Source organism: Acinetobacter sp. YH12095, assembly GCF_013419245.1.
GTDB classification, from domain to species: domain Bacteria; phylum Pseudomonadota; class Gammaproteobacteria; order Pseudomonadales; family Moraxellaceae; genus Acinetobacter; species Acinetobacter towneri.
Window position 1 is genome coordinate 17,635 of the sequence record NZ_VPAL01000020.1, and the last position, 22,913, is coordinate 40,547.

Consider the following 22,913-nt stretch of genomic DNA (forward strand, 5'->3'; position numbering starts at 1 on the left):
TATGAGCGCGTTCAAACTGTTTGAACGCACAGGACTGTCGCTGAGTGTTGCCGCACTCAGCACTGTGTTTGTGGCGAAAACCTATGCACAAGACCCAGCTAGCTTAGTTGCACCTGCAACACCTGAAGCCTGTGTGGCTTTAGAGTCAAATGCTGATCGTTTGGTGTGTTACGATGCTCTGTTTAAAATTCCTGAAGCAGAAAAAACAGCGCTGATTAGCGAACGTCAAGCTGCTCAGGCACTAGCGCCTGAACCCGAAACGGTGACAGAAAAAATTGCAGTAAGCGTAAGCAATTTATTTTCTTTTGATGTACCAAAGCTTGATCCGAATGTATCTTTACTGGATAAGCGTTGGGAACTTTCGGCAGACAGTAAGTTGGGTACATGGAATTTACGTGCTTATCAGCCTGTGTATTTAATGCCCGGCTTTTGGACCAGTGATAAAAACGAACGTCCTCAAAGTTTAAATAAGCAAAACACAGTTCAATTGGGTGAGGAGCAGAATCTTACTTCAATGGAAAGTAAATTTCAGCTTTCTTTAAAAACCAAAGCGGTTGAGAACTTGCTAGGGAATAATGGTGATGTCTGGTTAGGATATACCCAGTCTTCTCGCTGGCAAGTTTACAATGGTGATGAGTCACGCCCATTTCGTGAAACCAATTATGAGCCTGAAGCCAGTTTAATGTTCCGTACCAATTATCAGCTTTTTGGTTTACATGGGCGTTTGATGGGGCTGACATTGAATCACCAGTCCAATGGTCGTTCAGACCCTTTGTCACGTAGCTGGAATCGGGTGATTTTTAATCTTGGTTTTGAAAAAGACAATTTTGCTTTGATGTTGCGTCCTTGGTATCGCATTGAAGAAGACCGCGCTGATGACAACAACCCAGATATTAAAAACTATATCGGGCGTGGTGACATGTTGGCATTTTATCGTTGGAAAGAGCATGACTTTTCTTTGATGTTACGTCATAGCCTAAAAGGTGGTGATGACTCGCACGGTGCGGCACAGTTTGATTGGGTTTTCCCGATTAGTGGTAAGTTACGTGGTCACTTCCAATTGTTTGATGGTTATGGCGAAAGCTTGATTGACTATAATCACCGTGCAACCTATGTTGGTTTGGGTGTGTCTTTAATGAATTGGTTTTAAGTAGATTAAGATTGATTTCTCATTATTGCTCGCTGAATATAAAACGCCAATCTTGAAGATTGGCGTTTGTTTTTGAAGTCGGATCGTATCCAGCTTTTATCCAACTTGAATATCTGCGGTTGGATGTTTAAGTCGGCTTTTTTGTGGTGTGGCGATTAAATAAGCCAAAGTCAGCGGCCCTAAACGACCTGCAAACATCAACAACATTAAAATAATTAAGCTGGCAGGTTGTAATTCACCTGTAACACCACGGGATAAACCCACCGTGCACGCTGCAGATACAGCCTCAAACAACAGGTCTAAAAAATTCAGTTTCGGTTCAAGGGCAAGTAAGCTAAACAAACCGAGGCAAATTAACATACCTGTGATGCTGATCACCGCCAAAGCTTTAAAGGTGGTACGTTCAGGTACAGCATGATTAAACACACGCACCTCATCTGAACGTCTTAAAAAACTGATCACACTTAAAATGACAATAATAAATGTGCCAACTTTAATACCGCCTGCGGTACTGAGCGAACCACCACCAATAAACATCAGAAGCATGGTGAGCAAGGTCGAGCTATTTTGCATACTTGCGACATCTAGACTATTAAAGCCTGATGAGCGAGGAACGGTAGCGTGAAACCATGCATTGAGGGCTTGATCGCCAATACTCATGGCTGCAAGGGTATGTGGATTATTGGCTTCAATCGCCCAAATCAGCAGAAAGGCCACAAAGTTTAAACCAGCAATGGTCGATAAAATCAGCTTGCTATTGGGTGAGAGTTTTTTCCAGCGTTTGGCACGTTTAATATCCATGAGTACCACAAAACCAATACCGCCAATGATATACAGCATACTAATAGTTAAGGTAATCAGGTATTGATCTGCAAAACTCATTAAGCTATTGGGAAATAATGAAAATCCACCATTGTTAAAGGCTGAAACACTATAGAAAGCCGCATAGAAAAATGCATCGCTAAATGGATAATCCTGCATCCATGCCAAGGTTAAAATAACCGTGCCAATCCCTTCAAAAAACAATGAGTAGAGCAACACGCTTTTAATGGTCATCGACACTTTAGACAGGTTGGTTTGCCCAATGGTGTCTTGCGCCATGATTTGTTGTTTTAAACCAATTTTGGATGACAAACTTAAAACCGCTAAAATCGCAAAAGTCATAAAACCTAAGCCACCACATTGTAACAACAACATAATGACCATTTGCCCAAATACGGTATAAGCATCGCCAATATTCACTACAGACAATCCAGTGATCGTCACTGCAGATGTAGCAGTAAATAAGGCATTAATCCAACTCATCTCGCCATGATGGGAAATGGGCAGTTTCAGCAAGATTGTGCCAATGCTAATAAAGCTTAAAAAGCCCAGTGCCAAAAGACTGGGTGGGCTTAAATTGACAGTTTTGATTGGTTGTTTCGCTGTTTTTTTCATTCTGACTTAAATTGTTTAGATAAGCGTTTTAATGGTTCAAGTTGTCCTTCAACCACCAAAATATCATCTGTTTGTAGCATTAAATTGGATTCAAGCGTATAGAAAATCGTTTCGGCACGTTTAAACAGTAAAAGTTTAACTTCGGGTGCATGTGACATCAGACTATGAATGCGCGTGCCATGCAAGTTGTCTTTAATTTTTACTTTTACAATATAGTGGTTGTCGTTTAGGCTCATATAACGACTCACCATCGGATAACTCAGCGATTGCGCGATGCGAACGCCCATATCTTCTTCAGGGTGAATAATTTTACTTACGCCCAAATGGGTCAAAATCATGGTATGCGCTTTACTTTTGGCTTTAACGTAAATTTTAGAAATACCCAAATTCTTTAAATTTAAGACACACAAAATACTGGCTTCAATATCTTCACCAATGGCGACCACCACTGCATCACAATTTTGAATATTCAGTTCTTCCAAAACGTGTTCATCGGTTGCATCGGCAATCACCGCATGGGTAATTTGATCGGCAATGTTTTCTACAAACTTTTTATTGCTATCAATCCCAATGACATCATGGTTGAGTTTGACCAATTGTGTCGCCACAGTTGCACCAAAGCTACCTAAACCAATGACAGCAAATTGTGCCATAGCATCATCCTGAAAAATTATATTATTCTTCCAATATTCTAAAATATTTTAGGGCTCTATACTGTAGCAATATGACTAAAAAACCGCTGAAATCAGCGGTTTTTTGCACTTATTGAGATGTGTGATCGGTTATTTTAAGAAACGCTGATAACCCAAGTTATTAGTAATCTCTTGGTATGGATAAGTGATCTTTTCCAAAGTTTCAATTAAACCATCTGGGTTCTGTTTGGCATCCGAAGCTTCTAAACCGACCAATACACGACCTTCCGCTGCACCGTGGTTACGGTAATGGAACAGGGTGATGTTATGGGTTGGGCCTAAGCGCTCCAAGAAAGTCAGTAATGCACCCGGACGCTCTGGAAATTCCACACGGAATAGACGTTCATTTTCAATATCGGCATGACCACCGACCAAATAACGAATGTGTAGTTTTGCTACTTCATCATCCGACAAATCATCAACATCGTACTGGGTTTTGAGTAACTCATAAATATCGTGGCGTTCTTTTTCACCAGATTTTAAGCTGATGCCGACAAAGACTTGTGCAGCAGTAGCATCGCTGGCGCGGTAGTTAAACTCGGTGATATTACGACCTTGCAGCGCACGGCAGAAGTTAAGGAACGCACCTTTTTCTTCTGGAATGGTCACGGCAAAAATTGCTTCTTTATGTTCACCGAGTTCAGTACGTTCCGCAATATAGCGTAAACGGTCAAAGTTCATGTTTGCGCCACAGACAATTGACACAATATTTTTATTTTGCAATTGGTGTTGCTCGACATATTTTTTGATGCCTGCCAAAGCCATTGCACCTGAAGGTTCTACAATGCTGCGGTTTTCATCAAAGGTGTCTTTAATTGCCGCACAGATTTCATCGGTATTCACCAAAACTACATCGCGCTCAACAATTGGGCCTGATTGATCTGATTTTTGTAGTTGTAAAACTTCAAACGGTTTCTCACCAATTTGTGCGACAGCAGTACCATCGGCAAATAAACCCACTTGCGGCAAAATAACCCGTTCATTGGCTTCAAAAGCCGCTTTTAAGCAAGCCGATTCATCATATTCTACAGGAATGACTTTGACATGCGGTGCGACATCGCCCAAGTAGGCTGCAACACCTGCAATTAAACCGCCACCACCAACAGCAACGAAAACATATTCGACATCGCGCCATTGACGCAAAATTTCGTTGGCAATGGTGCCTTGACCTGCCATGACCAATTCATCGTCATACGGTGGAATAAAAGTCATGCCTTCATCTTGGGCACGTTGAATTGCATATTTGTTGGCAACATCAAATGAGTCACCATGTAATACCACTTCGCCACCCAAGCGTTTTACCGCTTGTACTTTAATATCTGGCGTGGTTTTAGGCATAACGATAATGGCGCGAATGCCCAGTTCTTGCCCAGACAATGCTACACCTTGCGCATGGTTGCCTGCAGAGGCAGTAATTACACCACGTTCAAGTTGGTCTTTGGGTAATTGGCTAATACGGTTATACGCACCACGCAATTTAAAAGAGAATACAGGTTGTAAGTCTTCACGTTTAAAGCGAATGTTATTGTTCAGTTTTTCACTAATTCGTGGCGCTGCGTCGAGTGGGGTTTCGATTGCAACATCGTAGACCGTTGCTTGTAAAATTTGTCGAACCAAACGAGACAGCATGTTAATCTTCCATCTAACAGTTTAAAATAGGGGGGTATTGTAACAAACCCCTGCACATTTGCGCTGTAAAATCGGCAACAAATGTCAAAAATAGTTGAGTGAAGTCATGAGTCTGTATGCTACCCAAGATGAAAAGAAGCAAGCGGCTGCCAAAGCAGCATTAAAACATTTGCCTAAAGGCGGGATTTTGGGGGTAGGTACAGGCAGTACAGTGAATTTCCTGATTGATTTATTGCCTGAATTACAATTAGAAGCAGCTGTGGCAAGTTCTGAAGCGACTGCGGAGCGCTTAAAGAAACTTGGTATTGAAGTGGTCGATATGAACTCTGTGGGCAGTTTAGATGCTTATGTTGATGGTGCAGATGAAATTGACCGTCACATGCACATGATTAAAGGCGGCGGCGCAGCGTTGACCCGTGAAAAAATTGTGGCTTCTATTGCACGTAAGTTTATCTGTATTGTCGATGATTCAAAATGGGTAGAGCAGTTAGGACGTGAGTTTGCATTGCCAATCGAGGTCATTCCAATGGCTCGTTCTGCGGTAGCACGTAAAATTGTGGCTTTAGGTGGCGATCCTGCTTACCGTGAAGGTGTGGTGACTGATAACGGTAACGTGATTTTAGATATTTATAATTTAAATATTTTAAATGCGTTGGAATTAGAAAAAACCTTGAATGATATTCCGGGTGTTGTGACCAATGGTATTTTTGCCATCAATAAAGCAGATATTGCAATTGTAGCGACCAATAACGGCATTGAAGAACGTACTGCGGTTTAATTCGTCTCCCAAGTCCCTTGTTTTTAATGGGGGGCTTTTCTTCCTCCTTTATTAAAGGAGGGGGCGGGGAGGATTTAATAAAAGAACAACAATGACATTATCCGACTTACCTGAAATTCAAATCACACCACATGCAAAAGCAACACGTTTACGTTTGCGTGTCGAGCCGCATCAAATTCGCTTAACTGTACCGAAATATTGTACTCAGCGACAAATTCAGGATTTTTTGCAACAATCTGAACAGTGGATGATTGAAACTTGGCATAAACAGCAAGCACAGCAAGGACTTGTGCAGCGTGAATTGCCAAATCAGTTATCACTTTTTAATTTGCCTGAGCCTTTAAATATTCATTATCAAACACAAAAACACAGTTTTATTTTAGATTTAAAACAGCATTGCCTATGGGTTAGTGACCGCCAACCTGCGGCATATTTAAAAGCCTTTGTTATTGCTTATGCCAAACAAATGTTGCCGATATATTTGCAAACAGTCAGTCATGAAATTGCTTTGCCATTTAAACAGTGCGCAATTCGTCAACCGAAAACCCGTTGGGGCAGTTGCAGTACGCAACAGCATATTATGCTCAATAGCGCCTTGGTGTTGTTTCCTGAACAAATTGTGCGATATGTTGCTGTGCATGAGTTGGCGCATACACGACATTTTGATCATAGTCCTGCATTTTGGGTTGAAGTACAACGGCATGATGCGCACTATTTGCAGCATCGCAAGCAGTTAAAAACAACGTCTTTGCCTTGGTGGTGGTATCAATAAAAAAGCCAACACCCACATGATAAGACTACAATGCAAAGGTGTTGCACGTATTGACTACAATCCAAATCATCTTTTATAAAATCAACAGAATAAAGAAAAGCCCCAAAACCCTAGTAAAACAGTTTAGAAAACCAAAACTTCCTGTCATACTATAGCGTTAGCTTAAACATGCTTTTGAATTGAGGTAATGCACGTGATTTCAGTTGGTATTGTCGGTGGTACAGGTTATACAGGCGTTGAATTATTGCGTCTTTTGCTACGACACCCAAATGTAAAAGTAAATGTACTGACTTCACGTACAGAAGCGGGTCGCCGTGTAGATGATATGTTCCCAAGCCTGCGTGGGCACACAAACCTATGCTACTCAGATTTAAACATCGAAGAATTAAAACAGTGTGATGTGGTGTTCTTTGCTACACCGCATGGCGTTGCCATGCAACATGCTGCGGAACTTGTTGCAGCCAATACCAAAGTAGTCGATTTAGCAGCAGACTTCCGTTTGCAAGATTTAGCACAGTTTGAAAAATGGTATGGCATGCAACATGCTTGCCCAGACATTTTAAAAGATTCAGTTTATGGCTTGTCTGAACTCAACCGTGAGCAAATTAAACACGCACAGGTGATTGGTAACCCAGGTTGTTATCCAACCACAGTGCAACTTGGTTTAGCACCATTATTTAAACAAGCTGAAGCTTTAGTGAAACCTGAAAGCATTATTATTGACGCAAAATCAGGTGTGTCTGGTGCAGGCCGTAAAGCCAGTTTGGGCATGATTTATTCTGAAAATGCAGACAACTTTAAGGCTTATGGCGTTGCGGGGCATCGTCATCATCCAGAAATTGTAGAAGCATTGGAAAATATTTCGGGTCAAAAAGATGTGTTTAATCACATTGTGTTTGTACCGCATTTAGTACCTATGATTCGCGGTATGCTCAGCACCATTTATGTAGATTTAACTGATGCAGGTGATGCAGCAGATTTACAAAGCCTGTACGAGCAGTTTTATGCCAATGAACAGTTTGTAGATGTCATGCCAGCCAACAGTTCACCAGAAACACGCTCAGTACGTGGCGCTAACCAGTTGCGTATCGCATTGTATAAGCCACAACCGAAAAAATTAGTACTTTTGGTGGCACAAGATAACTTGGTGAAAGGTGCAGCAGGGCAAGCAGTACAAAATATGAACCTCATGTTTGGTTTTGCAGAACATGCAGGACTTGAGGTGATTGGTTTATTACCATAAGAACACGTTTTTCAACTTCACACACATTTAGATTTCGATTTAAATGTGTGTTTTGAATGAATCAAAACAAGAGATGACGATGCATAACACCGATACAGAAACCACGTCACAGTCGAATTCAAGCATGACACCCTCATCTACACCGCCAGAAAAAAAGCCATTTCTTGAAAGCAATGCGCCTTTGGCAATTGGTGCTGCCATTTTAATTTTAGGTAGTGGCTTTTTGGGCTATTCAGTCGGGCATCGTCAGGGCTTAACTGTGGTTGGTTACGATGCCGATGCAGAACAACTGGTTGAAGTGGTGCAAGAACAAAAAACGCGTTTGGAAAGTCTGAATAAGAGCTTAAATGCTGCGGTTCAAGAACGCGATGTTGCGGTCAGTAACTCCAATGATTTGTATCAAGCTTTCACTCAAGCAACTGAAGATAAGCAACGTACTGAAGGCATGAGTGCGATTTATCGTGAAGTTTTGCGTCAACGTGGTGGTTTAAGCCTGACCGTGCAAAATCTTGGGGTGAAACCATTACCAGACAATGCTTATGAATATCAGGTCGATTTGGTACAAGTGAGTCCAAACAAGCGACGTGCAAGTGGTACGGTAGAACTGCGTTTAATTCAAGGCACAGAAGTGCTGGTTGTTCCGATGGAAGACAGCAATTTTAATTTTGATAATTATGAGCGTTTAACAGGGCGCTGGAGCATGCCTAAAGGCTTTAATCCAGACTTTATTGAAGTCCGTTTAAATGGCGCAACTCCTGTGATTAAACGCTTCAGTTGGAGCAAAGGCAAAGCCGTGGAGGCAGATTCTGCCTTTATTTCTGAAATTCCACAAGCAGAAGCTAGCGCTCAATAATGTGTGATATGTAAAACTTATGCGAACCCAAAAAAGATCCATCTGTTTAAATGAAATTAAAACCACTTTTCATCAATCTGGCTATGTCGATTGGCATTTAACCCCGCGTTTAAGTGTGGATGATGCAGGACATGAAGATGATGGTGATATTGCGGTACAAACTGCGCCGCCACAATTAAAACGCCCACCTTTATATGTTGTCGTTTTAATGAACGATGATTACACCCCAATGGACTTTGTAATTGAAATTTTACAACAATACTTTGCAATGAATCTTGACCAAGCGACTCAAGTAATGCTAACTGTACACTATGAAGGAAAAGGTGTCGCAGGGGTCTATCCGCGGGATATTGCGGAAACGAAAGCGAACCAAGTCAATAATTACGCTCGATCACAAGGTCATCCATTACTTTGTCAGATTGAGCCTAAAGATTAAGGGGGTTACATGCTCAGTCGTCAATTAGAAGTATCACTACGTTTGGCTGTTAGCATGGCTCGTCAAAAGAGACACGAGTTTCTAACGGTTGAACATTTATTATTGGCTTTATTAGACAATGATTCGGCAGTCAATGCACTCAAGGCGTGTGGTGCAGATGTTATTGTGCTGCGTAAAGAACTCGAAGAATATGTAGAACAACATACCCCTAAACTTGCTGAAAATAACGATCAGGCGCCGCACCCGACCGAAAGTTTTGACCGCATTTTGCAGCGTGGTATTTTCCATGTGCAATCTAGCGGTGGTGACCGTACGGTTGAAGGCGCAGATATTTTAGTGGCAATGTACTCTGAACGTGATTCATTTGCCGTGTATCTACTCAAGCGTCATCAAATTAACCGTTTGACCTTAACGCAATACTTATCGCACGGTACACGTAAAGACGAAACGCAAGCGGAAGAAGAGGTTGAAGAATTAGATAGCGAAAGTTCAAGCTCTGCCAATGCTGGCCCGTTAGAGCTTTACACGCTAAATTTGAATACTGAAGCGCAAAAGGGTAAAACCGATCCGTTAATTGGGCGTGAAAAAGAAATTGAGCGTGCTGCACAAATTCTATGCCGTCGTCGTAAGAACAACCCATTGTTGGTGGGTGATCCAGGCGTGGGTAAAACCTCTATTGCCGAAGGTCTGGCGTGGCTGATTGTGAATGGTAAAGCGCCAAAACCACTCGAAAATGCCGAAGTATATAGTTTGGATATCGGTGCGTTGGTAGCGGGTACAAAATACCGTGGTGACTTTGAAAAGCGTTTAAAACAACTGTTAAATGCCTTGAAAAAGAAACCTGATGCCATTTTATTTATTGACGAAATCCACATGATTATTGGTGCAGGCTCAAGCATGGGTAGCACTATGGATGCATCAAATTTAATTAAACCTGCGTTGGCAAATGGTACTTTGCGTTGCATTGGCTCGACGACATTCCAAGAATATCGTCAGGTATTTGAAAAAGACCATGCACTTTCACGCCGTTTCCAAAAAATTGATGTGAATGAGCCTTCAATTTCAGAAACGATTGATATTTTACGTGGTTTAAAATCGAAATTTGAAGAATTTCACCATGTTAAATATGATGATAAAGCATTGGTGTCTGCGGTAGAGTTATCGGCCAAATTTATCAATGACCGTTTCTTGCCAGACAAAGCCATTGATGTGATTGATGAAGCAGGTGCGCAGCGCCGTTTAAGAGCTGAGCAAGATGATACTTTAATCACAGTAGAAAACATTGAAGATATCGTCTCTAAAATTGCACGTATTCCACCTAAAACCGTATCGAAAGATGACAAGACTGTACTTGAACATCTTGAGCGTGATTTAAAACGTGTGGTCTTTGGTCAAGATGAAGCTATTGAAGCGTTAGCATCAGCAATTAAACTGTCACGTGCTGGTTTAAAAACACCAGACAAACCAGTGGGTAGTTTTGTATTTGCTGGCCCGACAGGCGTTGGTAAAACCGAAGTTACCAAGCAGTTGGCAAAACTGTTGGGTGTGGAATTGGTTCGCTTTGATATGTCTGAGTACATGGAGCGCCATGCCGTTTCACGTTTAATTGGTGCACCTCCAGGCTATGTCGGTTTTGATCAGGGTGGCTTACTCACCGATGCGATTCATAAAAATCCGCATTGTGTGTTGTTGTTGGATGAAATTGAAAAAGCGCATCCTGATGTATTTAACCTATTGCTGCAAATTATGGATCATGGTTCATTGACCGATAATAATGGTCGTAAATCAGACTTCCGTAATGTGATTTTGGTTCTGACCACTAATATTGGTGCGGAAAGTATTTCCCGCGTGAGCATTGGTTTCATGGATCAAGACAACAGTAATGACAACCAAGAAGCGATGAAAAAAGCCTTCTCACCTGAGTTCCGTAACCGTTTGGATGGGGTCATTCAATTTAAAGCTTTACCTACTACAGTAATTGAAAATGTAGTGGATAAATTCTTGACTGAATTACAAGCGCAGTTGGATGATAAAAAAGTCATTCTTGAGGTTGATCAAGATGCGCGTGAATGGTTGGCTGAGCATGGATATGATCGCTTAATGGGCGCACGTCCAATGCAACGTCTGATTCAGGAACACTTGAAAAAGCCATTGGCAGAAATGATTCTGTTTGGTGAACTTGCAGAACAGGGCGGTAATGTGGCTGTTTCTGTGAAGAAAGAGAACGGTAAGGCAGTCGGTTTGAAACTTGAAGTCTTTGAAGATCAAACGGCTGAACCAGCCTAATCAATCCTTATTTGAATTTTGAAAATAACCCATGTTGAACATGGGTTATTTTTTATGAATTCGCAGATGCGTGAACTTGAATCGTTACTGCTAAAAGAGAGACCACACAGGATTTATGGATTTTCAGATCACTAAAATTGCCAGCACAACGTTCTTGTTTTTTGTTACGACAGTTATGGAAATATTAGGCTGTTATTTTCCTTATTTGATTTTAAATCAGGGGAAATCACAGTGGTTATGGCTGCCAACAATTTTAGCCTTAGCGGCTTTTGTGTGGTTATTGACTCTACATCCTGCGGCATCGGGGCGAATTTATGCGGCTTATGGTGGTATTTATATTTGTACAGCCTTGATTTGGTTAAAGTATGTAGATCAAGTCAATTTAACACGTTGGGATATGTTCGGTGGAATGATAGTAGTTTTAGGCGCATTGATCATTATTTTACAACCGCAAGGTTTAATACGTTAGGTTATATTTGGGTTTACGCATTAAACCTTAGGCATTAAATCTTAAAGCTGAGGTTGTTTTAGTTTTAAATACAGTTCAGTCTGCTTTAAATTGGCACTCGCTATTTGCCAATTGCACATTAAACTGGGTTTTTTCTGCACTGAGTTTTAAGTTCAATACATAGGGATTTACCCGTTGGAACTGATGCTCAAAAATAGATTCACAATTATGAATTAAGTTTTGTTTAATCATATTTTTGACATTGTTATAACCCGTACTTTCTACAAACTGCGTGAAGTCAGGTGAAATAATCATGCCACGAATATTGATTTGTTTGTCTGTCGCCGTACTTTGTTCAATCACTGTATTTTGATCGACCTGATAAGGCATAGTACGAGAATCTTCATCACTAATGACATCTAAAATTTCATTTAAAGCGACGATATTTTGAATTTTATAATCTGCACTTAGAATCTTTTGTTGGACTAAATATTGATCTAATTCACTGGCTTTGGCATAGAGTGAAGCACTCGCGATCAGTGTAGTAGTGCACAGCGTAATTGTGGCAAGTGTTTTATCAATCATATTGTTTATCTAGGCTCTTTTAGAAATTTTAGAAAAATAGACCATAACTCAAGATTATAGCGAGCCAAATAAAAAAACAGCACCTTTTGGTGCTGTTTGTAACAAAACTCATCAAAGTTTTGCGAATATTTAAGACGGGTTTTAAAGCTTAGTCTTTTTTAAGATTTTCATTCAATAAAAACTCAACCAATGCTTTTTGAGCATGTAAGCGATTTTCTGCTTCATCCCACACTACAGCATTTTTGTGATCGAGCATATTTTCAGAAATTTCTTCACCACGGTGCGCAGGTAAGCAGTGCATAAATAAACAATCAGGATGTGCTAAATCCATCAGGCGTTCATTCACTTGATAGTCTGCAAACGCTTTTTCACGAATTTTTTGTTCTTCTTCCTGTCCCATGCTTGCCCAAACATCGGTCACAATCAGATCAGCATTCACTGCTGCATCCTCAGCAGAATCGACCAATTCTACGCAGTGTGCAAATTCAGACAGGAAGCGCTGTTCTGGCTCATAACCTTTCGGTGTCGCAATTTTTAAATTAAAGCCCCACATGTGTGCTGCTTCAATATATGAGTTACACATATTGTTGCCATCACCAATCCACGCCACAGTTTTACCTTCAATTGAACCACGGTGTTCAACATAGGTTTGCATGTCTGCAAGGAGTTGGCATGGGTGATGATCGTCAGTTAAGGCATTGATCACAGGAACTTTAGAGTAAGAAGCAAAGCGTTCTACAATGTCGTGACCAAAGGTACGAATCATCACAATGTCAAGCATACTTGAAATGACGCGAGCAGAATCTTCAATTGGCTCACCGCGACCTAATTGCGTGTCACGTGATGATAAGAAGATTGCGCTACCACCAAACTGACTCATGCCAGCTTCAAACGATACACGGGTTCGGGTGCTGGATTTTTCAAAAATCATACCCATGACTTTGCCAGGAAAAGGCTGGAAAACTTCATTGTTATGCTGTTTACGCTTGAGCTCAATGGCGCGTTGCAAAATTTGATTCAGTTCTAAAGTCGATAAATCGCGTAATGTTAGAAAGTGACGTAGAGCCATTCGTTACTCCACAATAATTGCTGAATGAGAAAAAACAACAATTAGTTGTTGGTTGGTTAAGTGAAAAAGGGAATCGGCTAATATACTATAGGATGCAGAAATTGCAAAAAATCTAAGCTTTTTGATGAGCGTCTAGAAAGCGATCTACACAATAACTTACATAATTGGTTGTTTCTTGTTCTGTTTCTTGTTTTGGAATACCCATGATGATACGCCATTCAAAATTTCTTAAAATACCAAAATACAGTTGTGCAGAATAAATAGGCTGTTCACAGCAAATTAAACCTTGCTGACTGGCATGTTCCAATACTTTGGCAATACAAAGTTGCACATGCAAAGGGCCGCGCTCATGTATGTGTAAGGCAATATCAGGATTGCGCTGACTTTGCTCTAATACCAGACGCATAAAGGCTGCATTTTCTGGTTCCAAAATATGATGATAAAAATTCAATAAGGTTTGAATCAAATAACCACGTAAATTTGAATCAATTTGTTCAAAGGGAATGTGAATATCCTGAAAAAATTTATCACGGCGATAATCACAAATAGCTTTGAATAACCCTTCTTTATTGCCAAAGTATTTATAGATCGACGCTTTAGAACCGCCTGCGTGTTGCACAATATCATCTAAGGATACGGCATCGTAACCACGCTCTAAAAATAGCTCAGTTGCACTGACTAATAACGCTACACATCGCTCATGACCACGCTTGGTTGGTGGTATATCTTTACCTAAAGGAGCGAAATGGGCGAGTTCGTGCATATTGAGTAAAAAATCATCAATTAAATAGAACGGAGATTGTCATTATAACAAATATATGTACAGCGTGCTGTGTCGAAGTGTACTTGCACATGGCATGATTTGAGCTGAAAAAGCCATATTTTTAGAAAATAGTTTAAATTTTGCTCATTTAGTGTACTGAAAAGCTGTGTTTATCAAAAATAAAGAATAACCAACATCACGAAAATTTATTGTGCAATAAATTTGAAAATTATTTGACTAAAGTTTTAGAGTATAGATTCTAAAAAGCCATGGCGTGATCTCGCATTCTCGATATACTCGAATCTCGAAAAATATAGTAAGAAAAGCGGAAAGGAAGATGACAGAACAAACATCTGCGGGCTTAAGATTCAGACAAGCCTTGGAAGTCGAAAAGCCATTACAAATTATCGGCACGGTAAATGCTTATGCTGCCATGATGGCAAAACAAGTGGGCTATAAAGCCATTTATTTATCTGGTGCAGGTGTTGCCAACTATTCTTACGGTTTACCTGACTTGGGCATGACCAGTTTAGACAACGTCTTGGAAGATGTACGTCGTATTACTGAGCGTGTTGATACACCATTATTGGTGGATATTGACACAGGTTGGGGCGGTGCATTCAATATTGCCCGCAGTATTAAACAAATGATTGCTGCGGGTGCTGCTGCAGTTCATATTGAAGATCAGGTTGCACAAAAGCGTTGTGGACATCGTCCAAACAAAGAAATTGTAACCCAGCAAGAAATGGTTGATCGTATTAAAGCGGCTGTTGATGCGAAAACCGATTCAAACTTTGTAGTCATGGCACGTACTGATGCCTTGCAAAAAGAAGGTTTACAGGCGGTTATTGACCGTGCTTGCGCATGTGTGGAAGCGGGTGCAGATGCAATTTTTGCAGAAGCTATGACTGATATTACCATGTATAAAACTGTATGTGATGCCGTAGGTGTACCTGTATTGGCAAACATTACCGAGTTTGGTGATACCCCTTATTACACCACTGAAGAATTGGCTGAGCAGGGCATTCGCATGGTGTTGTATCCACTTTCACCAACTCGTGCTATGCAAAAAGCAGCACTTGAAGTGATGCAATCCATTCGTAAAGATGGCACGCAAGTGAATGTCTTAGACAAAATGCAACAACGTAAAGAATTATACGAATTCCTTGATTATCATACTTTTGAAAATACATTAGACAAGCTGTTCAAACAGGAGAATTAAAAAAATGGCTGAAGGAAAAGTACTCACAGGCGCAGGATTGCGTGGACAAGTGGCAGGTAAAACCTCACTCTCAACTGTTGGTAAAAGTGGCGCAGGCTTAACTTACCGTGGTTATGATGTGCAAGACTTGGCAGAAAACTGTCAGTTTGAAGAAGTTGCATACTTGATTTTCTTTGGTGAATTGCCGACTTCAGAGCAATTGGCTGCCTATAAAGCAAAATTGAAATCTTTACGTGCATTGCCTCAAGCACTCAAAGAAGTGCTTGAGCGTATTCCTGCAGATTCACACCCAATGGATGTGATGCGTACAGGTGTTTCAATGCTAGGTAACTTAGAAACCGAACAGTCATTTGAACAGCAACAAGATGTAGCAGACCGCATCTTGGCGACTTTGCCAGCTATTATTTGCTACTGGTATCGTTATAGCCACGATGGCGTGCGTATTGAAGAAAATACGGATGATGATTCAATTGGCGCACAATTCCTGCATTTATTACGTGGTGAAAAACCAAATGAATTGCATGAACAAGTCATGAATGTGTCATTAATTTTGTATGCAGAGCATGAGTTCAACGCATCAACATTTACAGCACGTGTTTGCGCATCAACTTTGTCTGACATGCATTCATGTATTACAGGCGCGATTGGTTCATTACGTGGCCCATTACACGGTGGCGCGAATGAAGCAGCGATGGAAATGATTGAAAATTGGACATCGCCAGAAGAAGCTGAACGTGAAATGCTAGGCAAGTTGGAACGTAAAGAAAAGATCATGGGCTTTGGTCATGCGATTTATAAAGACAATGATCCACGTAACGGCATCATCAAAATCTGGTCTGAGCGTTTAGCGCAAGATGTAGGTGATACAGTACTTTATCCTGTATCGGTGCGTTGTGAAGAAGTGATGTGGCGTGAGAAGAAATTATTCTGTAATGCTGACTTCTTCCATGCGTCTGCGTATCACTTTATGGGTATTGCGACCAAACTATTTACACCAATCTTTGTGATGAGCCGTGTAACAGGTTGGGCAGCACACGTGATGGAACAGCGTGCAGATAACCGTATTATCCGCCCAAGTGCAGATTATACAGGCCCAGAATTGCGTAAAGTTGTACCAATTGCAGAGCGTTCGGCTGCTTAATTGGTTGTCTAAAAAGCTGTACCGTGCATGAACATCATGTGATGCAGCAGTTTAGGCTGAAGATAAGGTTTCATTGTTAAGCAATGGAACCTTATTTTTTTTGAGGTTTGGATGAGGGTAGTCAAAAATACAATGAGTAATTATTGAAGCGTTAGAGAATTAAAAAAGATCGGGCGTACGATAGCGCATTTTTAAATATTTGATCATAAAAGAAGGTTGTTGTATTTTGTTTCTTAAGGTTGTAAATGGTTGCATGATTGGCTAAAATTTATTCCATAATTAATATGAGGAAAAAGCAATGTCACATGTAGCAGTTAAAATCGACAGCGATATTGTTGAATCAGCAAAGATTTACGGGATGGCTGAAAGTAGAAGTGCAACTAAACAAATTGAGTACTGGGCTAAAATTGGAAAAATCGCACAAGACAATCCCGATTTAACTTTTCAAGATATAGCAGATTTGTTGCTTAGTATGGCGCATGTCAAAGCAGGGAATACAACACCATATAGCTTTGGTTGAGTTCAATGAATATACAACAAACTCCCCTATTTGAACGGACAGTGAAAAAACTAACCAAGCAGCAGAAAAAAGATGTTGATAATGCCGTAATAACCGTTTGGAATAATCCTGATATCGGAGAAGCTAAAGTGGGGGATTTAGCAGGAGTATTTGTTTATAAATTTAAAATGGACAAACAGCTTGTGCTACTGGCTTACTCTGTGAGTGATGACGAAATCATGACACTCTATCTTTTAAAATTGGGCAGTCATGAGAATTTTTATAGAGACTTAAAAAGATAGGTTTACTTCAGGGTGCAGTACAAGTGTTTGTATCTTGCATTAGATCAATCAGGTCTTGAGCGACTAACAGAGTGAGCTGTTCTAGTCGTTGTAATGGATTGCCATCTAAAAAATATTTGTACTGAAAAGTTTGCTGCTGATAATGAATGGCGATAAAAAATGTCCCTACAGGTTTTTCTGGTGTGGCACTGCCGCCTGGTTTCAGTAACCCTGTGCATGCCACAATAAAATCTGCATGTTGAAATAGTTTTTTGCCTTGAACTGCCATGGCTTGTGTGACTTCTGCGGATTCAGCGGTATAGGTGGCAATTAAGTCACTATTCACATGCAAAATCTCACGTTTAATGCTTGGGTCGTAACTGACTAATCCACCAAGTAAAATATTGGCACCGCTATTTTTATAAATAGAAAACTGACTACATAAGTAACCTGAGCTGGCACTTTCAATAAAAGCCACAGTCTGTTGGCGTTGTTCAAGTATGGCACAGCATTGTTTGAGCATGATAAATCTGCAAGTGAATAGAATAAGTTGCTCAAGTGTACTGAATTTTGTCGACTTGTGCGAAAAAACATCAAAAAGTGAAATGCTAAAATAAGAATGTTCACGATTTAACTGCCTATAAATACAGCAAAATTTACAATTATAGGTTTAATCGTGGCATTAACGGTGATACAAATAAAAGTAAAGCAAAAAGTAATAAAAAGGATGCTGTGATGAAAACAACGGTGAAATATATCGTTTTAAAAAGTTTGGACTATCAACTTGGTACATCATTATTTGAGGATGAAATTGATGCTGATGCACAATATTTTGACCAAATTCCAAGCATTATTGAATATCAAAACTTGCGCTTTAAAGTCGTGAGTAAAGAACAAAAGCGTTTACAACTGATTGAGGAAAATGAGGAGCATCAAACCATCATTGTCAGAGTTTTGGTGATTTAAAGTCATTTCAATCTAGATTAGTCAGAGCTTCAATATAACAGCAGAATGATTGAGCATCAGTGGAGCGTATCGAAGTTGGTGTTTTTTTAGTCACTGGATGCAAAAAATTGTATTTCACATTACAAGAAAAAATTGAAGAATTGATTAAAAATGCTAACTACGTCACATATTTGTGTTGGTATTTTTGTAGATTAGCATTTTTCAAACGGGCTGTAATGGCTTAAATAAGCTTATGTTTTTTAGATCAATTTTTATTTTAACAGACTGATAATTGAGATAGAGAGAAAATTAATTAAAATATCTTAAAAATATAATCATGACAGATAGAACAAAATATAATTGAATTTTAACGTATTTTTTGAATGCGTGTTACATTTTGGTTTTTATTATATTGTTAAATAATAAAGTGTTTTTCTTAGATAAAATTAAAAAAAACAGTGTATTTTCTTTATTGGAATTGAGCATTTTTGTTATTGCTGTGTATAGTCCTTGCATCTCACAATAGTGAGGAAGTTTAAAGGGGCTAAATATAATGAATCATAATGCAATTATCATGATGACGCTGATCATTTTAGCTGTGGGATTTTCTCTAGGCATTTATGTGTATTTTGAACAAAAGAGAAAGCAAAATGAAGAAATTCAGCTGATCATTACAGAAGCAAGACAGGGTCTAGTAGAGTTAGATCGGAAATAATAATCTAGGTGTAAATCGTATACTTCGATGCGGATCCAATGGGATATGTTAAAGGTGAAAAATAGACTTAAAAAAGTAATTTTATGCCACTGTTTGTCGGTCAGATGACGATAAAATAAATGAACGAAACATAGCTGTAGTTTCTTAGTTTTCCCACATTCCCATGTGGGATTTTTTTGTCTAAAATTTAGACTAGCGCAGTATTTATTAAGATAAGTCATTATTTTTATGTACAAAAGTGACCTTTATTATAAAGATCAAAATAAGGCGAATTGTATAAAAAAACTATTAAAATTCGATTTGTTTTTCAGCATTTAGATGCATAAAAAATTTACCGTTGATAAAAAAATCACACCACTTTGTAGGAGTGTTATAACATAACAATAGATTGTATTGGGGGATTTTTAAATGCGTTTGACGCTACTCGGCTTATCCATTTTTTATATGATGCATACAGCTCATGCTGAAACAACTTTACTTGAAATCATAAGCTTGCAGGCACAACAAGAAAACTCAGACCATGTTGTGGGAAAAGAAAAAATTCAAACGGCAAATACTTTGGGAGATGCTTTAAAGCATTTATCGGGTGTACAAAGCAGTGCTTTTGGGCCACATGCAGGTACGCCAGTCATTCGTAGTTTGAGCGGGCATCGTGTTGGTGTAATGGAAAATGGATTAAGTATTCAAGGTTTAAATACCATGAGTGGTGATATAGCCATTCCGTTTGATTCTTTATTCAGCCAAAACATCACTGTAAATAAATGGTCGGATGCAGTGAGACATGGTGGGCAGGCAATTGGTGGGAGTGTTGATATTGATACAGGTTTAATACCCAAAGAAATTGCCAACAAATCACACTATATGGAAGTTGTTTTGCGTAAAGGATTCAATCAGTTTGATGCAAAAGGCATGCGTATAGAATTGAATAATCAAAAAAACTGGGCAACCACGTTGCAATTTTCGCAGCAGGAAATAGATGTGTATGATATTCCTGGCGTAAGTAAGGCGGCTGTGTGTGAAACGCAAGTATTTGGTGGGCGTGGTGGGGTAAACACAGGTTTAGCCAGCCAGTGTCAAAAAGATACTCGTATCGAAAAAATATTTAATACGCGTTATCAACCTTATTTAAATAATTATGTGCTTGAACATATTCAACAAAATCCAAGTAATTTATCAGATTATTATGATAGTCAGGAGTCGGCTAAATATACCGATAAACCTGTATCAACTTGGTATGTAAATGGCAGATATGTAGATTATGTCAATACACCAAATCCCGACTATGTTGCAGGTGAGAGTAAGGAAGCAATTCAAAAAATAAACCAGGATGTTACACCCAATTATTATAAAAAATTGGCCAATTCAGCCTCAACACAAGATCATTATGCGATTGGCACAACTTATTTTATGGAGCAAGGCTATATTGGTTTCAGTGCAGATCATAAAAGCAGTCAATATGGTGTGCCGGGTTTTTCTTTAGAAAATAAGTCATTTCAAAGTAGCTATACTGAGTTGTTACCAGTTAGTGTACACACCAAGCAGAACCGTTTTGCGCTAGATGCACTATGGGAGCAGCCTGCAAATTTTGTAGAGTCGATACAAGTTAAAGCAGCAAAACTCAATAATAGTTCGGGTGAATATATTGCGGCGGAAAATGCCAATCAGTATCAATTTAATACTCAACAGGCTGAATTAAGTATTCAACAACGCCATTGAAGTTGTTGAATAATTATACCTTGAGTGGTGAAATAGGAACGATTTACTTTAACAGTGATGTAACAGGAGCAGGGGATTTAAAGTATTTACCGAATGTCAAAAGTGAAACTTTTGCGTATTTTATTCAACAAAAGCTGGATTTTAATCGTTTTTACTTTGATGCAGGTTATCGCGCCGAGCGATTGCAGCATAAAATTCAGGATCAAAGCTTTAAATTGGCACGGAATGCACAAAATACAACATTAGAAAATAGAGATTTTGATTTAAACAGTTTTTCTGTTGGTGTGGGGACTCGATTAACAGATTATTTAGAATTAAAAGCAAAATATAGTGCAGCTAAACGTGCACCTGAAATTAATGAGTTATATAGTAGTCAGCCGCATTATTCGGTTTTAGCTCAAGAAGAAGGCAATCAAGATTTAAAAGTTGAGAAACTAAAAGCGAAAGAATTAACGGCAATTTTTTCTAATTCTGCATCACGTTTACAAACCACAGTGTATGAAATGAATTTTGATAATTATTTATATTTACGCAATACAGGAATGTCGATGCGTAATCGTTTACCGTTAAAATATTGGACGCAAACAGATACGACAATTACTGGTTTTGAGGTGGATGCAGCACATACATTTTCACTACAAAAATACGGTGATTTAAGTGTTTCAGCTTTCGCTGATTTAGTGAAGAATAAGACCCAATTAAATACAGACAATACAGACTCTAATGAAGAATAAGACCCAATTAAATACAGACAATACAGACTCTAATAATGAAGGGCAGTATTTTTCCAATATGCCAACAAATCGTTATGGGGCGAGCTTAACTTGGGATTGGTTAGATTGGTCTGTAAATGTGACGAGTACCTATTATGATCAGCCTAAATATTTAGGTAAAAATATTTTTGATGAGGTTGCTTTACCAAGTTATCAGTTGTTAGATATGTCGATTAAAAAGAAAGTTGCATTAAAAAATGCCAGTTTTGACTTTTTCTTACATGGCTCAAATTTATTAAATGAAGAGGCACGCCCACAAAATTCACCATTGAAATATATTGCACCATTACCTGGTCGCGGATTTCAAATTGGCATCAATATACATTTGTAGTTTTTACGCTTAGAAGGAAGCAAACATGAAAAAAATTATTTAGTTCTTTCAGTAGTGTGTTCAGCAATATTACTTAGTGCATGTAATCAATCTAAAGCACCTGAAAATACAGTTGAAAAAGTCGAAACCCAACAGTCTGCTGTGCAAAATACAACAAATGATGCAGCTGCCTCTGAAGTTGTGAATGATGGGCCAATCCAACAGTTTACAGCTTATGGTGTAACACAATCATGGCGTGTACTTGTGGATGGCGACCAGATTGAGGTTGAAGGAACAGCGTTGCCAAACTTTAAAATTCCAGTTGAACGTTCAGCGTATCCAAAAGGGGTTGAGTTTATGGGGCAACATGACAATAAAGCGGTGAATGTGAATATTAATTCGACACCGTGTAAAGATGCAGATGGTACAATGGCTGAATTTTCTGTGACCTTAGATTATGGCGATCAAGTTTTCAAAGGCTGTGCTGTTGCAGGTATTGTTCCAACAGCGGATACCTAACTCTCTTATAATTTAAGCCCTAAAAAAGTATAGAAAAAACCACCTTTCGGCATATCGCTCAAAAGGTGGTTTTTTAATTCAGTATTTATTTTAAAGCTTGCTTGTATAAATAAAAGCATCATCAATATAACAAATAGAATGATTTATCAATCATAAATAATATGAATGATGTTTTTAAGTATAGATCAGCAAAAAATCTATTTTTTAAATTCAGTAATATTAATAGGCTGATCTTTGACTAACTCAAGTACTCCTTCACCACCTTTAAAGTGAATAGATACACCATCATCATTGCTCAGTAAAATACCGCTACCAGATACAGCACGTTTTAAATGATAAACTGTGTCTGAATTATCTACCATTTCTGCAGTTTCAAAATTATCTGAAGATTTTAATTCAATGGTTAAATCTTGTGGGCCATTAAAATAAATAACTTGTGTTTCTGCAGGTGCATTACTTTGTACTTTTTCTTGGCTCACTTCATTATTTAAATTTGAGTTACATCCCATTAAACCGAATGCAAGTAAGTTGACAAAAATAACTAATCATGCGAAAAAAGTTTTTTTAGTTAACAGATGTTCACACATGCCTCGAATTGTTTCTGTACCACTTAGTTTAGAACAGCGAGAACGACTCATTTTTCTGGCCAAG

The 22,913-nt window shown here is 39.1% G+C and carries 23 protein-coding genes and 2 pseudogenes; 17 read left to right on the top strand and 8 right to left on the bottom strand.

Annotation, left to right across the window (positions count from 1 at the left end; genetic code table 11):
- The first annotated feature begins 1 nt into the window (after position 1).
- A complete protein-coding gene (locus FTU35_RS11560) occupies positions 2 to 1,150 on the top strand; it encodes a phospholipase A (protein ID WP_167846033.1) in 1,149 nt (382 codons plus the stop codon).
- A gap of 96 nt (positions 1,151 to 1,246) precedes the next feature.
- Here the strand turns inward: FTU35_RS11560 and FTU35_RS11565 are convergent, their stop codons facing one another.
- The 3 genes from FTU35_RS11565 to ilvA all read right to left on the bottom strand — a co-directional run bounded on the left by FTU35_RS11565 (position 1,247) and on the right by ilvA (position 4,908).
- The gene (locus tag FTU35_RS11565; RefSeq protein WP_004973423.1) at positions 1,247 to 2,587 is read right to left on the bottom strand and encodes a TrkH family potassium uptake protein; all 1,341 of its coding nucleotides are present in this window, start codon (positions 2,585 to 2,587) and stop codon (positions 1,247 to 1,249) included.
- Positions 2,584 to 3,240, bottom strand: coding sequence for a TrkA family potassium uptake protein (locus tag FTU35_RS11570; protein WP_004973425.1), 657 nt, complete (start codon positions 3,238 to 3,240; stop codon positions 2,584 to 2,586). Before FTU35_RS11570 ends, FTU35_RS11565 begins: the two co-directional genes overlap by 4 nt.
- Before the next feature lie 129 nt (positions 3,241 to 3,369).
- Positions 3,370 to 4,908: a threonine ammonia-lyase, biosynthetic gene (gene ilvA / locus FTU35_RS11575; RefSeq protein ID WP_180064757.1), complete on the bottom strand. Its 1,539-nt coding sequence runs from the start codon at positions 4,906 to 4,908 to the stop codon at positions 3,370 to 3,372.
- Positions 4,909 to 5,014: 106 nt separating this feature from the next.
- Here ilvA and rpiA point away from each other — a divergent pair, with 106 nt between their 5' ends.
- From rpiA to FTU35_RS11610, 7 genes are all read left to right on the top strand, one after another.
- Positions 5,015 to 5,686 (top strand): ribose-5-phosphate isomerase RpiA, encoded by a 672-nt coding sequence (gene rpiA / locus FTU35_RS11580; RefSeq protein WP_179995374.1) that lies wholly within the window; start codon positions 5,015 to 5,017, stop codon positions 5,684 to 5,686.
- Between the two features lie 91 nt (positions 5,687 to 5,777).
- The gene (locus FTU35_RS11585) at positions 5,778 to 6,458 is read left to right on the top strand and encodes a M48 family metallopeptidase (RefSeq protein ID WP_154320723.1); all 681 of its coding nucleotides are present in this window, start codon (positions 5,778 to 5,780) and stop codon (positions 6,456 to 6,458) included.
- 187 nt (positions 6,459 to 6,645) lie between these two features.
- A complete protein-coding gene (gene argC / locus FTU35_RS11590) occupies positions 6,646 to 7,701 on the top strand; it encodes an N-acetyl-gamma-glutamyl-phosphate reductase (protein WP_171458206.1) in 1,056 nt (351 codons plus the stop codon).
- 79 nt (positions 7,702 to 7,780) lie between these two features.
- Positions 7,781 to 8,554, top strand: coding sequence for a DUF6776 family protein (locus tag FTU35_RS11595; protein ID WP_096901621.1), 774 nt, complete (start codon positions 7,781 to 7,783; stop codon positions 8,552 to 8,554).
- Between the two features lie 19 nt (positions 8,555 to 8,573).
- Entirely contained in the window at positions 8,574 to 8,990 is a 417-nt protein-coding gene (gene clpS / locus FTU35_RS11600; protein WP_004973438.1) for an ATP-dependent Clp protease adapter ClpS, read from the top strand.
- A gap of 9 nt (positions 8,991 to 8,999) precedes the next feature.
- Complete coding sequence (clpA, locus tag FTU35_RS11605) at positions 9,000 to 11,276, top strand: ATP-dependent Clp protease ATP-binding subunit ClpA (RefSeq protein WP_154320724.1); 2,277 nt, start codon at positions 9,000 to 9,002, stop codon at positions 11,274 to 11,276.
- A 115-nt stretch (positions 11,277 to 11,391) separates the two neighbouring features.
- Entirely contained in the window at positions 11,392 to 11,745 is a 354-nt protein-coding gene (locus FTU35_RS11610; RefSeq protein ID WP_154320725.1) for a YnfA family protein, read from the top strand.
- 75 nt (positions 11,746 to 11,820) lie between these two features.
- Here FTU35_RS11610 and FTU35_RS11615 read toward each other — a convergent pair whose 3' ends face one another.
- The 3 genes from FTU35_RS11615 to FTU35_RS11625 all read right to left on the bottom strand — a co-directional run bounded on the left by FTU35_RS11615 (position 11,821) and on the right by FTU35_RS11625 (position 14,141).
- Entirely contained in the window at positions 11,821 to 12,309 is a 489-nt protein-coding gene (locus FTU35_RS11615) for a hypothetical protein (RefSeq protein ID WP_004973445.1), read from the bottom strand.
- Positions 12,310 to 12,457: 148 nt separating this feature from the next.
- Positions 12,458 to 13,378, bottom strand: coding sequence for an ornithine carbamoyltransferase (gene argF / locus FTU35_RS11620; protein ID WP_004973455.1), 921 nt, complete (start codon positions 13,376 to 13,378; stop codon positions 12,458 to 12,460).
- A 112-nt stretch (positions 13,379 to 13,490) separates the two neighbouring features.
- Positions 13,491 to 14,141 (bottom strand): TetR/AcrR family transcriptional regulator, encoded by a 651-nt coding sequence (locus FTU35_RS11625; RefSeq protein WP_096901590.1) that lies wholly within the window; start codon positions 14,139 to 14,141, stop codon positions 13,491 to 13,493.
- 337 nt (positions 14,142 to 14,478) lie between these two features.
- Here FTU35_RS11625 and prpB point away from each other — a divergent pair, with 337 nt between their 5' ends.
- The 4 genes from prpB (at position 14,479) to FTU35_RS11645 (ending at position 17,305) form a co-directional block, all read left to right on the top strand.
- Positions 14,479 to 15,363, top strand: coding sequence for a methylisocitrate lyase (gene prpB, locus FTU35_RS11630; RefSeq protein WP_004973459.1), 885 nt, complete (start codon positions 14,479 to 14,481; stop codon positions 15,361 to 15,363).
- A gap of 4 nt (positions 15,364 to 15,367) precedes the next feature.
- Positions 15,368 to 16,504: a 2-methylcitrate synthase gene (gene prpC, locus FTU35_RS11635; RefSeq protein ID WP_004973461.1), complete on the top strand. Its 1,137-nt coding sequence runs from the start codon at positions 15,368 to 15,370 to the stop codon at positions 16,502 to 16,504.
- 298 nt (positions 16,505 to 16,802) lie between these two features.
- Positions 16,803 to 17,024: a hypothetical protein gene (locus FTU35_RS11640; protein ID WP_004973462.1), complete on the top strand. Its 222-nt coding sequence runs from the start codon at positions 16,803 to 16,805 to the stop codon at positions 17,022 to 17,024.
- A gap of 5 nt (positions 17,025 to 17,029) precedes the next feature.
- Complete coding sequence (locus tag FTU35_RS11645; protein WP_004973465.1) at positions 17,030 to 17,305, top strand: type II toxin-antitoxin system RelE/ParE family toxin; 276 nt, start codon at positions 17,030 to 17,032, stop codon at positions 17,303 to 17,305.
- A gap of 7 nt (positions 17,306 to 17,312) precedes the next feature.
- Here FTU35_RS11645 and FTU35_RS11650 read toward each other — a convergent pair whose 3' ends face one another.
- A complete protein-coding gene (locus FTU35_RS11650; protein ID WP_096901591.1) occupies positions 17,313 to 17,807 on the bottom strand; it encodes a CinA family protein in 495 nt (164 codons plus the stop codon).
- Positions 17,808 to 18,019: 212 nt separating this feature from the next.
- Here FTU35_RS11650 and FTU35_RS11655 point away from each other — a divergent pair, with 212 nt between their 5' ends.
- The 4 genes and pseudogenes from FTU35_RS11655 (at position 18,020) to FTU35_RS11670 (ending at position 22,262) form a co-directional block, all read left to right on the top strand.
- Entirely contained in the window at positions 18,020 to 18,250 is a 231-nt protein-coding gene (locus FTU35_RS11655) for a hypothetical protein (protein ID WP_026438431.1), read from the top strand.
- Positions 18,251 to 18,782: 532 nt separating this feature from the next.
- Entirely contained in the window at positions 18,783 to 18,944 is a 162-nt protein-coding gene (locus FTU35_RS11660) for a hypothetical protein (RefSeq protein ID WP_004973471.1), read from the top strand.
- A gap of 408 nt (positions 18,945 to 19,352) precedes the next feature.
- Positions 19,353 to 21,764: pseudogene (locus FTU35_RS13570) on the top strand (TonB-dependent receptor domain-containing protein).
- Between the two features lie 54 nt (positions 21,765 to 21,818).
- Complete coding sequence (locus FTU35_RS11670; RefSeq protein WP_154320728.1) at positions 21,819 to 22,262, top strand: hypothetical protein; 444 nt, start codon at positions 21,819 to 21,821, stop codon at positions 22,260 to 22,262.
- A gap of 197 nt (positions 22,263 to 22,459) precedes the next feature.
- On the opposite strand, the gene FTU35_RS11675 is transcribed toward FTU35_RS11670, so the two are convergent.
- Complete coding sequence (locus FTU35_RS11675; RefSeq protein ID WP_180064758.1) at positions 22,460 to 22,771, bottom strand: hypothetical protein; 312 nt, start codon at positions 22,769 to 22,771, stop codon at positions 22,460 to 22,462.
- Positions 22,772 to 22,847: 76 nt separating this feature from the next.
- On the opposite strand from FTU35_RS11675, the pseudogene FTU35_RS13550 reads away from it, so the two are divergent.
- A pseudogene (locus FTU35_RS13550) lies at positions 22,848 to 22,913 on the top strand (helix-turn-helix domain-containing protein); the annotation flags it as partial.